Genomic DNA, 12,355 nt, shown 5'->3' with positions numbered 1-12,355 from the left:
GTTACTTTTCAATCTCTACGCGAAAGTCTTCGATAATCGGGTTCGACAAAATCTCGCGCGCCATGCGCGTCGCTTCCGTGCGCGCGTTATCTTCATTCAACCCGCTTTCGAGCGCGATCTCAAAATACTTGCCTTGGCGAATGTCGTCGATGCCGTTGTACCCGAGCAATTCGACTGAGTGCTTAATAGCCTTGCCTTGCGGGTCCAGGACGCTGGGTTTCAAAGTGACGTAAACTTTAGCTTTCATTGTGATGCATTGGTACGCACGCCTCCGGTGTGCTTAAACGCGCCAGCGGCGCGCGTACCCATTCCCTAAAGAACGCACGATAATACGGCAAACATTGCGTAAACGGTAGCCGATATCATAGTATTTGCCGCGACCACGCTCGTTGATTCTTTGATCGTTTGAATTAAGGATACTTAAATGTCTTCTCCATACGACGCGGGCGGCCCGCCGTCAGGAGCTCCCGGCGGCAAAACCAGTCTGGGACTGGATTCCAATGTCGGGGCGATGCTCTGTTACATCGCGAACTTTCTTTGTTGTCTGGGCGTGATTCTCAGCATCGTTTTCCTGGTCACAGAAAAAGAGAATCGCTTCGTCAAATTCCACGCACTGCAGGCGCTGTTTCTGGTCGCTGCGCAAATTGTGGTTGGTATCATCGTCGGGATCCTCGGCCTGTTTCTACGATTTGCGTTTGAGACGGCCGACCTGGGAATCCTCTCGTTCTTTATCATCCTCGGCCTCAGGCTGATCCTGTTGCTGATCTTTGTCATCATCTGGATCTTCGCGGGAATAAAAGGGTACGGCGGTCAATGGTACAAGCTGCCCTTCATCGGCGACCTGGCCTGGAACACCGTGAACAAATAACACTGTCAACAACTTAGTCGAACAGGAGAGAAATCAAAATGGATACAGGTAAGTCTGCCCTCGGACTTGATGGAAATGTCGCCGCGGCGCTCGGTTACCCGATCGGCATCATCGCGATCATCTCGGTGATCATGGAGAAAGAGAATAGCTTTGTGAAGTTTCACGCGATTCAATCGCTGTGTTTCCACGTAGCCATGATCATATTGATGATTGCGCTCTGGATCATCGGCGCGATTCTGCTGGTCGGAGGCGCAGCGGCTTCCGTGGCAACCGAAAGCGGCGCGGCCACCGGACTGGCAGGCATGTTGTTTGGCCTGCTCTGGCTGGTGTTTATTGTGCTGTACTTCGGCGGATTGATTCTTGGCGCGGTCAAAGCCTACCAGGGAGCGATGTTCAAGATGCCGATCATCGGCAACATGGCCGCTAAGTGGGCTGGAGTTTAGTTCGGTCAGAACGCCTGCGGTAGCCGGGCGATTGATCTCTGATTGTTTGAGTCCGTAACTTCAAAGGTGAACCGCCCGCTACCGCAGGCGGTTCTGACCACTCTCTTCAAACACCCGCGCAAAGACCTCATCGACGTTCTTCAAATATTTCTCCAACGAAAAAACTGCATCGATTTGTTCGCGACTGATATGAGCGGCGATGTCTTTGTCTGCTGAGACCAGTTCGCGAAAATCGGCGCCCTCGTCCCAGCACTTCATCGCATTTCGCTGCACCCACTCGTAAGCCGTTTCACGAGCGGTGCCCGCTTGCGTCAGCGCCAGCAGCAGTTGGCCACTGAAAACCAGCCCGCGAGTCGCGTTGAGGTTTTCCAGCATGCGTTCGGGATAAACGACCAGCCCGTCCAGCAGCGAAGCCGCTTTCTGCAGGATGTAATCCGTGGCAATGCTCGAATCGGGCAACACGACCCGTTCAGCTGAGGAGTGCGAGATATCGCGTTCATGCCAGAGCGCGACGTTCTCAAGCCCAACGATACTGTTCGCGCGCACCACCCGAGCCATCCCGCAAATTCTTTCGGAAAGGATCGGATTGCGCTTGTGCGGCATCGCGCTCGATCCCTTCTGGCCTTTTTTGAATTTCTCCTGCGCTTCGCGAACTTCGGTGCGCTGCCAGTGGCGAACCTGGAGCGCGAACTTATCGAGCGACGACGCGATGATGGCCAGGGTGCAGAGGTATTCCGCGTACGAATCGCGCTGGACGATTTGCGTTGAGACGGGTGCAGGTTTCAATCCGAGCCGCGCGCAAACCTTTTCTTCGACTTCGGGGCCGAGGTGCGCGAACGAGCCGACAGCGCCGCTCAATTTTCCCACCGCGACCGCTTCATATGCGCGCGTCAGGCGTTCACGATTGCGGCGCATCTCGTCGTACCAAAGCGCGAACGTCATCCCGAACGAAGTTGGTTCGGCGTGAATGCCGTGGGTGCGACCGATCTGCGGCGTCTTCTTGAATTCAAAGGCGCGCCGCTTAAGCACTTCGAGCAGCGCATCAATTTTCTTCAGAAGAATGTCACATGCATCGCGCAGCAGCAGTGCATTAGCGGTATCGACGACGTCGGAGGAAGTCAGTCCGTAGTGCACAAAGCGTGCAGCTGCGCCAATCGATTCGGCCAGGTTGGTCGTGAACGCGATCACGTCATGATCGGTAGTCTTCTCGATTTCCTTAATGCGTTCGACGGAAAATTTCGCGCGCGCTTTTATTTGTTCCAGCGCGTCGTGGGGAATTGTGCCCATCTCAGCGTGGACTTCGCACACGGCGATTTCGACGTCCAGCCACTTCTGGAACTTGTTCTGTTCGGACCAGAGCGCGCCCATCTCGGGCAAGGTGTATCTCGGAATCATGGTTTCAAGTTTAAGGTTTCAAGTTTCAAGTTCTTTTGAACAACTTGAAACGTGAAACTTGAGACTTGGAACTTCATCCCAGCGCCGTCGAACTCACAAAATATTTTGCCAGGTACCATTTGCCGCCGCGCTCGACCAGGGTGAAGGTTTCCATCGCATGGCCGCGCTCAAATGACGTTTGATAGATGGCCGTCAATGAGTGACCGGCAACGGGCGCCGTTCCCGTTTGCTCTTCGCGCGCAGATTGGAGGTTCCGAACGTTGGCGCGGCCGAGTTTCTCTCGCAGCCTCTCAAACGTCGTCTTCGACTCTTCCAGTGTGGTGTCCCTGCGCCATTCGTCCGCCGCTTCATTGTAAAGTTTATCGTAGCGGCCGGTGTTGATGTCTTCAATCGCCGTGTCCAGCACAGTCTGAGCATCCGCGGGAATTCCGGATCGCCGTTCACCCCGAGTGCACGAGGCGAAAACCAGCGCCAACGCAACTACGAGTAGCGTCGGCAGATCGGGGCAGTAGCCCGACCGTAAGGGACGGCGTCGCACGACCTTAACGCCCTCCCTCACGGTCGGGCTACTGCCCCAATTCACACTTCGATCCAAGCAGTCGGCTCTTTCGGAAAAGATAGAATGATTTCGGTGTCGCTTCGGAACAGCGGTGAACGCTCATACAAAGCCGTTTCCGCGGTGATTTTCGCCAGATAAGGATTGTTCGCGCGCTGCGACATGTGCGCGAGCACGATGTGACGGGCCTGACCGTCAAAACCTCCAACCAGCCATTCCGCAACGTCTTCATTGGACAGGTGGCCGAGCCGCGAAAGGATTCTTTGCTTCAATTCCCACGGATAGTTTTCGACCGTCTTGAGCATGTCCCGGCTGTGGTTCGATTCGATGACGATGGCGGCGCACCCGCGCAATTGCTGGGCAATCAATGTGGTGACATGGCCAAAATCCATCAGCGTGGCGACCTTCACACCGTTATGCGTAGCGGTAAAGCCGAAGTTATCGACCGCGTCGTGCGGCACCGTAAAAGGATGAAAGTCGATCGCGCCGATGCGAAAGTCCTGACCCGAATCGATCTCGACCATGCGATCGCGTAAGGCGTCAGCCCGGCGGCGCGGTTCCTCGTTGGTGGCGTTACGGCGATCCAAAATGTAAGCGGTGTGCGTCTTCGCCGACATGTACACGGGGCAGTCGAGGTCCTTCATCAGCACGCGCAGTCCGCCTGCGTGGTCGCCGTGCTCGTGTGTGATCAAAATGCCGTCGAGCGAGTTTGGATCTTCGCCCAGTTGACTCATGCGGCGCGCGATCTCGCGCGCGCTGAGGCCCGCATCCACCAGCACACGCGTGCCGTTAGCAACCAGCAGCACCGCATTACCTGTTGAGCCGCTGCCCAGAACCGAAAGTTTCATTGCGAGGGGATTATACGGGAAAAAGATCAGAATTCAGCCGCAGATTTACGCGGATGTTTGCGGAGAGAGTTCTAAATCATGATCGGCGTAGATTCGCGTGTATCCACGCGAATAATTTTCTTAGATTTCCAAGCGCGATCGATCTACAACAAAGCCATTCAAGTTTCCCAGCGCGCCCAGTGCCAGCTTCGGCGTTGTGAAGTGTTCTTGCGCCAGCCGCAGTGTGTCTTCCTGAGTAACCGCTTCAATTCGCTGGATGATCTGGTCGGTAGGAATTCTTCGGCCGTGAACGATCTCCTGGCGCGCGAGGGCGCCGGCGCGCGCGCTGGAAGATTCCAGGCTTAACAAGACTGAAGCGACGGCTTGATCCTTTGCGAGTTTCAACTCGTCCTGTGTCACCGGCTCGCGTACCACCCGCCGTAATTCTTTCAAAGACAAATCCAAAACCTGATCGATGTGTACCGGGGACACGCCGGCATAAATCGTGAACATGCCCACGTCCGTGAAAGTGTTTCCGCCGGCGCCAATGGCGTACGCCAAACCACGCTCTTCGCGGATCGATTGCCACAAGCGACTGGACGTGCCGCCCCCAATAATTGTTCCCAACATGCTGGCGATGTAGCGGTCCTCGCTTCTGGCCGAGGGCCACGGCGCGGCGACGATCAAGTGCGCCTGCTCCAGCTCGCTCTTTCGTTCAATCAAGATCGGAGCCGAAGGGGCGGGTGCCGCGGGGCTGAAACCGTTCTCCACATGCCCGTTGCTGCCCCCGAAAAATTTAAGCGCCAGATCCACGAACTGTTGATGATTAACGTTGCCGGCTGCCGCGATCACCAGATTTGCCGGCGCATAGTTCTGCGCATGAAAGGCTGAAGTCTTCTCGCGATCGAAGTTTGAGACGGTTTCGACCGTGCCTTCGATCGGCCGTCCAAGAGAGTGATCGGGGAAGTACGCGGCATTAAGAAGCTCGCCGAGAAGCTCGTCCGGCGTGTCTTCGATCATCTTCATCTCTTCGATGATGACGCCTTGTTCGCGTTTGAGATCGTCTTGATCGAACCGGGGATTGGCCAGCATGTCCGCGAGTAAATCGAACGCAGCCGGCATCGCCGTATCAACCACTTTCATAGAAAATCCGGTGATTTCGTGAGACGTGTAAGCGTCGAGGTGGCCGCCGAGCCGGTCCGACTCGGTCGCGATGTCGTGGGCGGAGCGGGTGCGCGTGCCTTTGAACAAAGCATGCTCGATGAAGTGGCAGATGCCGTTAAGTGGGGCCGATTCGTGTCGCGAGCCGCGTCGCACCCAAATGCCAAAGGTGACGGATCTGAGCCCCGGCATATGTTCGGTCAGAATGGTCAGACCATTCGGAAGCCGGGTTGTCTTAACTTGATCAATCATTGATGACGGAAAAGATTCGGTGGTAACGGGCCAGGGTGCTTCATCGTAGCACGCGAACTGAGGGCGGCAAAATCGCTGGTTTTTAATCGGAAAACTGTGCGACAAAACGGAAACTCGCTTGACAGCCATGCCTCGGGTGGCTGAGAATTACAGCCATTCAAGCGGGTGAAGGTCTCCCTTGCCCATTAGCGGGTTTCAAGAATTTTGCCGCTCAGGCATCTGACGAACGCAGCGGAGAATCGTACAAACGGTCAACCAGTAATTTTCAGCAGTACAGTTGCCGTGTCTTGTTCAGTCATCGTTATGTGGTTCCGCGCGAATCGGAGGTCCAGCCGCGATGAGAAAAGCCTTCAAATTTAGTGCGCCGCTGGTGGCGATTGCTGTCATGCTGCTGACGACTGGTTCGTCATCCGCATCCGGCAAAGGCGCCCGCGGCTTAGCAACGGTCAGCGGCACGGTTCGCGATCATCGCGGATTGCCGTTGTCCGGCGCGTTGATTCAAATCATTCGCGAAGGCGCGAAGAAAATCGTCACCGAAGCCCGCACCGCCGCCGACGGCAGCTTCTCAGCCAAGATCCCCGCCGGTCGTTACTCTCTCAAGGCAGTCGCCTCAGGATTCGGCGAAGTTCTTTTCTCGTCAGTCAGTGTTGCTCCTTCAGCGGAAATTGCTTATCGCTTTAATCTCGAGCCGCTCGGCGCGGGCCGAACCTATCCCGAACAGCGCAGCGACCGCGATAGCGCCAAGTGGCGATTGCGTTCGGCGCAAACACAGCGCTCAATCTTCCAGGCTAACGAAGGGACCGATGGGACGGTTGCCGCCGTTGCTACGGACGATGTCAGCGTCGTCAATGCTTCCGCCGATGAAAGCGACAAGAGCGGCGTTCGTCCGCAGGGTGTGGTCGAAACCTATTTCGCGGGATCATCGAACCCGCTTGGTTCCAGTTACCAGGGTCTGAACTTTGCCGTCGCTCTGACGGCTTCTGAGAGCGTCGATTTCATCTTTGCCGGCCAGACCGGTACGGGCGACGCGCCACAGCGATTCGAAGCATCTGCGCGCGTGCGTTTAAATGATCGACATCGTCTCGGCGTCACTGCCGGCGGTGCGAAAGTGCAAACGTTTGGCGGGATCGATGACAAGTTCGCGCAGAGCAGTCTTGGACAGATGTCGGTTCGGGCCGTTGACGAATGGATTGTTCGGGACGGTTTCGTGGTCGTGCTCGGGATGGATTATTCGCGTTTCTTTGGCTCCGGAAATGACACGTCGTTCACGCCGCGCCTGGCAATTCAATTCGACGCCACCGCCCGCACCAGAGTGAAAGTGGCTTACGCCAACATGGCTGACAGCGGCGATGTTCAGAGTGTCGCACCTTTTGAATCGAGCAATGCAGTTTTCAAAGCACCCACGACGCAGCCGGTTGCTTACGTTGGTGGCCGGGCCGTGATGGCGCGCAGCCGTCGCTTTGAGGTCGGCTTGGAACGCGAACTCAGCAATCGCTCGAACGTTGAAGCGACGGCCTTTGTAGATATGACTTCAGGTCGCGGCGTTGGCTTATTGGCGATGCCCGCAAGCGCTTTTTCAGGAGATAACGCAGCGGCCCTTATCCGGGTGGCAAACCAGGAAGGTTCCGCTCGCGGCGTGCGCCTCGTTTACTCGAACCGTTTGAACCACGTGTGGAATGCGTCCGCCGGCTATTCGTTCGGCCGTGGCCAGCGGCTTTCGTCCAACGGTATTCGCAATCCAGCTCAACTTTTCGAAAGCGCGTTTTTCAATACGGTCGCACTGCAAATTGCCGGTGATTGGTCTACGGGTACTCATGTGCAGACGGTCTTCCGGTTCTCGCCTGAGGCGACGGTTTTCGCAATTGATCCATTCGCCGGCCAGCTCGCGGTTTACGATCCCTCGTTGAGTATTCAGGTCACGCAAGACCTTCCCACGTTTGGTCTGCCGCTGCGGGCCCAGGCGATCCTCGATGCGCGCAATCTCCTGGACGTGCAGACCACGACGAGCAACGGCGAAACATTGTTGCTGGTTGCGCCCAACGGGCGGTCAGTTCGCGGGGGAATCTCGCTCCGCTTCTAGACCAGGGAGCCACGCGCCCCCTTTCCTTTCTTAGTCCGATCCCTGTTCCCAGAGGCGCGCGGTTTCTCCAAAATCTCGGAGGCATACGAAAAATCGTACAGCGCGAGTGAGTCAGGTCTGAACCTCAATACTTGGCGGTTAAGGAACCCAGCCAAAAGCGAGTGTCAGCCTGAAGTGAGGCCGCGCGTTTAGTTCCGGCCAGGGGAAAGGGAAGCTGGAACATCGGTTGCTTTGAAATAAACGATTTCGTGTGTCGCATACATTAACCGCAAGCACACGATTCGAATAGGTCGATGAAAGGTTCAGTACTTACAGGCCGAACGTTGGTTCTGTTGGGCGCGACGGCTTTGCTCGTGGTGGCGGGAGCCTTGAACTTTTCCCAGCGAAGGAGTCATCACGCGCCACCCACCGACGGCGCAACCTGGGTGGATAGCTCTAACGGCGTATTTGCTGAGGCGGTCGAACCCGGATCGGCAGCGGCGCGCGCGCGAATAATCCCCGGAGATCGACTGCACGCCATCAGTCCTAACGGCCAGCCGTGCCCGACCAGCCTGGACGGACCGACCTGCGAGCCGATTGGGAATGCGACTCGACTTCAGATCTATCTGGACCGCGCCGGCGTCGGCGGAGAGATTCACTACCTGATCGAGCGCCCCTCCTTCCCGGCCGAGACCCGTTACTACTACGCCGACCTCGACAACCTCGGAGCGATTCAGAGGTTAACCGCACGTGACCTTTACATAAATCTAATCGGATTAATCTATCTTTGCATTGGCCTGTTTGTAATCTTCAAGCAGGGTTCGCGTGCGCCGTTCGTGCTGCACTTTGCGACCCTTTGTCTCACTGCCTTTGTCTTTCACTTCTACGTGTCGATCGCGAGCTACCGCGATCTGGATTTAGCGATTGCGATCCTGGACAACACGGCATTCATTCTTTTCGCGCCGCTGTTCCTGCACTTCGCGGCAATTTATCCCGTGCGCCATCGTTTGTTCGATGAGAAGCATTGGCGCGCCGTGTACCTGTATCTGCCGTCGATGATTTTGGCGTCGGTTGGCGCGATCATGTTTCTGCGTGATCAGCTTGTCCTGCTCGCTCCGCCGTTGAGCGCCGTGTTGGATTATTCGCCGGCCTTCGTCGGGCGCTACTATCGAATCTCTTTCATCCATTTTGTCGCCGCGTTAGTGATTAGCGCAGCCATCCTGATTCGTCGTTTCGTCGTCAGCAAGAACACGGTCGCGCGCCAACAATTGAAATGGGTCGTGTCGGGATCGGCGCTGGCGATTGTGCCTTTCACCTTGCTTTACGGGATCGGTTACGTGGCCGGCGCTGACACGGCCGGGCCCTTAACTGACGTCGCTTTTCTCCCGCTGATTTTGATTCCGTTGTCATTCGGCTACTCTGTGGTTCGCTATCGGTTGATGGACGTCGAGCTGGTCGTGCGTCGCGCTGCGGTCTATGCGGCGACGTCTCTGGCAATTGCATTTCTGATCGGCCTCGTCGTTTATATTTTCGGGCTCTATGCACTCGGCGGCGGGGTTTCATCTTCGGACCAAATCACTCTCAAGCTGATAGCCTCGATCGTGCTGATGGCCGCCATCGTCATGATTGCTGCGCCGGTAAAGAACTTTCTTCAGGAGCGGGTTGACCGGCTGTTCTATGGCCGCCGTTATGACATGCGTCACAGCCTGCTCGACTTTGGACGCACTATTTCCGCCAGCACGGCGCTCGATCCCTTGCTTGACTCGCTAATTTCGCGCTTGCGCGAAGTAATGAACGTCGAGCGCGTCGCGATTTTTATCGAAGACCAGACCGATTCATCCGGCTATCGAGTTGCCCGCACCGCCGGGCTCTCAGAGCTGAGTGCGCCACCTGACTTTCGCGAGATGATTCGCGCCCGCTCGGCTGAAACGGGCGTCGTCCGTGCAGACGACCTTGAGTTGCCCACGGAAAGCGGGAGCTTTGTCCGGCGGACGCTGCATTATTACCTGCCGTGCGTAGTTCGTGGCCGGATGGTGGCGGTGATCGGATTAGGTCGCTCCAGCGATGGCGCGCTGCTTTCGTCGGAAGACGTCGAAATTTTGCGCACCGTGTCGGGCTATATCGCGGTCGCCATCGAGAATAGCCTGCTTTACCAGGAGCAGAAACACCGTGCCGCCGAACTCGAGCTGCTGAAGGAATTCAACGAGTCGATCGTCGAATCGATCAACGTCGGCTTGTTGGCGGTTGATTTGAACGGCAACATCACGCGCTTGAATTCCGCGATGGAAGAAATCTTCTCGATGACGCGCGAAGAAGCCAATGGCAAGAACGTCGAGGATCTCTTTGCCGAAGATTTCGCGGACACTCTGCGACAGGTGCTGGGACCGGAAGGTTGGCACCTCAGCCAGACGCGCCAGATCTACAAGCTGCACACGATTACGCGTGCCGGCCGGTCGGCGGTACTTAACATCGCGCTGGCCCCGCTGTACGCCGACACCGAAGAGCAGACCGGCGCGCTGGTAGTTCTCGAAGACGTCACTCAGCGCCTGCAACTGGAAGAACAACTTCAGCAGCGCGAAAAACTTTCTTCGATCGGTTTGTTGGCGGCCGGGGTGGCCCACGAAGTGAACACACCTTTGACCGGCGTGTCTTCTTACACGCAAATGCTGCTGGGCATGCTGCCGGAAAGCGATCCGAAACACGCCCTCCTCGAGAAAGTTCGCCGGCAAGCCGATCGTGCCACCGACATCGTTAATAACCTGCTGAACTTCTCGCGCACCGGCAATGCCGAAGAGTTTAATCAACTCAACATTCATCGGGTGCTCGACGACACCCTGCAACTGCTCGAGCCGCAACTTCGGCGCAGTCAAATTGAAATTGTGCGTGACTACGGCGAAGAGTTGCCGGAGGTCCACGGCAATTCAGGCAAGCTGCAACAGGTCTTTACGAACTTAATTCTGAATGCGCGGGACTCAATCTCGAACGGTAACGGTTTGGTCACTCTCAAGACGCGCAACGGTGAAGACGGGTTGGTAGTCGTCGAAGTTGCCGACAACGGCATCGGCATCGCGCCCGAACATGTCGCGAAGATTTACGATCCATTCTTTACCACCAAAGGCGTGGGCGGCGGCACCGGTCTGGGGCTGGCCGTCACGTACGGAATTGTGCAGGAACACTCAGGCCACATCACCGTCCTGAGCACCCCGGGTCAGGGTTCAACCTTCCGCATCACGCTTCCCACCACCGATCCAAGGGCCCGCATGAAAGTCGCCGTTCACTAACCACTTCCACTCGACCCCAAGTTACTTTTGAAATCGATTTCAGTCATAATCTCGGCTTTGCAAGCGATCTGTGATGGCTAAAAGAGGCTCAATCCTCGTCGTTGACGACGAAGAAATAATGCGCGACGTGCTCGAGACTTTGCTCTCGGCCGAAGGCTATCGCGTTGATTTGTCGAAGACCGGCGAAGAAGGACTGGACACTTACACCAAGCGGCCTTACGACGTGGTGCTGTTGGACGTGTCGATGCCGGGCATCGGTGGACTGCGCGCGCTGGAAGAGTTTTTGAAGCTGGATGCGGACGCCGTCATCCTGATGGTTACCGCGTACGCGACGTTCGACACCGCGATTGCCGCGTGGGAGAAGGGCGCGTTCGGCTGCATTCGCAAGCCGTTTCAGAACGAACACATCAAGGCGCAGGTGGCCGCCGGCATCAAGCGACGCCGCAAAGAAGAAGAGCGCCGCTCTCTGCGACAGGCAATGAGCCGCGAAGTCGATCGCGGCGCGATCATCGGCCGCTCGGACATCATGCAGGAGGTCTTTCGCGTCGTGGAGCAAGTCGCGCCCGCGCGCTCGACGGTTCTCATCACCGGCGAAAGCGGCACCGGCAAAGAACTGATCGCAAAGGCAATTCACGAAGCCAGCCCGCGCGCCGGCCGGGCGTTTGTGACGGTGAACAGTTCGAACATTCCTTCTGAGTTGCTCGAGTCCGAGTTATTCGGTCACACGCGCGGCGCATTCACCGGCGCAATTGCCGCGAAAAAAGGTCTGTTTGAAGTCGCCGACGGCGGCTCAATCTTTCTCGATGAGATTGGCGACATCCCACCCGAGACTCAGGTGCGTCTGCTCCGCGTCATTCAGGAGAGGGAATTCACGCCGTTGGGTGATACGACGCCGCGTCGCGTCGACGTGCGCATCATCGCCGCCACGAATATCGACTTGAAAGAAGCGGTGCGTCAGGGAGTATTTCGCGAGGATCTTTACTACCGTTTGTCTGTCGTGCCGATTGAGCTGCCGCCTTTACGCGACCGGCATGAAGACATTCTGCCGCTGGCGCAGCATTTTGTTCGCAAATACAACGAAGAAAACGGCCGGCAGGTCTCGGAACACGTTAATCCCGAGGTGCTGTCGCTGCTTGAGAATTATTCCTGGCCCGGTAACGTGCGCGAGCTTGAGAACGCGATCGAGCGGGCTGTCGTCATCGCTCCCGGCGACGAGATCACCCGTGAATGCCTGCGCCGCGAAATTGCCGATCCGCAAGCTGCCGCCGCCGTCGCGCGCGAAGCGGTCGGCGCATCGTCGGGAATCGACGTCACCCGCGGCGTGAACTTCTACGACGAAGTGCGACGCTTTGAAATCGATCTCATTCGGCGCGCTTTGGATCAAACCGGCGGCCATCAATCTCGCGCCGCGCGCCTGCTCGGTATGAATCCCACCACGCTTAACTCAAAGATCAAAACCTATAACATCAACCTGCGATCTTAGTTGCGGCTTTGTAGGCTCTCTTTCGGAGAC

At 56.9% G+C, this 12,355-nt stretch carries 10 protein-coding genes; 5 read left to right on the top strand and 5 right to left on the bottom strand.

Annotation, left to right across the window (positions count from 1 at the left end; all coding sequences use genetic code 11):
• Window position 1 precedes the first annotated feature (1 nt).
• On the bottom strand, window positions 2-247 hold the full coding sequence (gene purS, locus VFX97_13100) for a phosphoribosylformylglycinamidine synthase subunit PurS (protein HEX5704133.1): 246 nt from the start codon (window positions 245-247) through the stop codon (window positions 2-4).
• A 177-nt stretch (window positions 248-424) separates the two neighbouring features.
• Between purS and VFX97_13095 the strand changes: the two genes are divergently transcribed.
• Window positions 425-868: a DUF4870 domain-containing protein gene (locus VFX97_13095; GenBank protein HEX5704132.1), complete on the top strand. Its 444-nt coding sequence runs from the start codon at window positions 425-427 to the stop codon at window positions 866-868.
• Between the two features lie 38 nt (window positions 869-906).
• The gene (locus VFX97_13090; protein HEX5704131.1) at window positions 907-1,311 is read left to right on the top strand and encodes a DUF4870 domain-containing protein; all 405 of its coding nucleotides are present in this window, start codon (window positions 907-909) and stop codon (window positions 1,309-1,311) included.
• A 78-nt stretch (window positions 1,312-1,389) separates the two neighbouring features.
• On the opposite strand, the gene purB is transcribed toward VFX97_13090, so the two are convergent.
• The 4 genes from purB to VFX97_13070 form a co-directional block, all read right to left on the bottom strand.
• Window positions 1,390-2,706, bottom strand: coding sequence for an adenylosuccinate lyase (gene purB / locus VFX97_13085; GenBank protein ID HEX5704130.1), 1,317 nt, complete (start codon window positions 2,704-2,706; stop codon window positions 1,390-1,392).
• 73 nt (window positions 2,707-2,779) lie between these two features.
• On the bottom strand, window positions 2,780-3,244 hold the full coding sequence (locus VFX97_13080) for a DUF4019 domain-containing protein (protein ID HEX5704129.1): 465 nt from the start codon (window positions 3,242-3,244) through the stop codon (window positions 2,780-2,782).
• A gap of 41 nt (window positions 3,245-3,285) precedes the next feature.
• Window positions 3,286-4,110, bottom strand: coding sequence for an MBL fold metallo-hydrolase (locus VFX97_13075; protein ID HEX5704128.1), 825 nt, complete (start codon window positions 4,108-4,110; stop codon window positions 3,286-3,288).
• Window positions 4,111-4,230: 120 nt separating this feature from the next.
• Window positions 4,231-5,502 carry a pitrilysin family protein gene (locus tag VFX97_13070; protein ID HEX5704127.1) on the bottom strand — a complete coding sequence of 424 codons (1,272 nt, stop codon included), beginning with the start codon at window positions 5,500-5,502 and terminating at the stop codon, window positions 4,231-4,233.
• A 337-nt stretch (window positions 5,503-5,839) separates the two neighbouring features.
• Between VFX97_13070 and VFX97_13065 the strand changes: the two genes are divergently transcribed.
• The 3 genes from VFX97_13065 (at window position 5,840) to VFX97_13055 (ending at window position 12,325) form a co-directional block, all read left to right on the top strand.
• Window positions 5,840-7,582: a carboxypeptidase-like regulatory domain-containing protein gene (locus tag VFX97_13065; protein HEX5704126.1), complete on the top strand. Its 1,743-nt coding sequence runs from the start codon at window positions 5,840-5,842 to the stop codon at window positions 7,580-7,582.
• A 293-nt stretch (window positions 7,583-7,875) separates the two neighbouring features.
• Complete coding sequence (locus VFX97_13060) at window positions 7,876-10,842, top strand: ATP-binding protein (protein HEX5704125.1); 2,967 nt, start codon at window positions 7,876-7,878, stop codon at window positions 10,840-10,842.
• 73 nt (window positions 10,843-10,915) lie between these two features.
• Entirely contained in the window at window positions 10,916-12,325 is a 1,410-nt protein-coding gene (locus VFX97_13055) for a sigma-54 dependent transcriptional regulator (GenBank protein ID HEX5704124.1), read from the top strand.
• Window positions 12,326-12,355 lie beyond the last annotated feature (30 nt).

The organism is Pyrinomonadaceae bacterium (assembly GCA_036277115.1).
Classification (GTDB): Bacteria; Acidobacteriota; Blastocatellia; order Pyrinomonadales; family Pyrinomonadaceae; genus UBA11740.
This window is presented reverse-complemented; position numbering and strand designations above follow the sequence as displayed.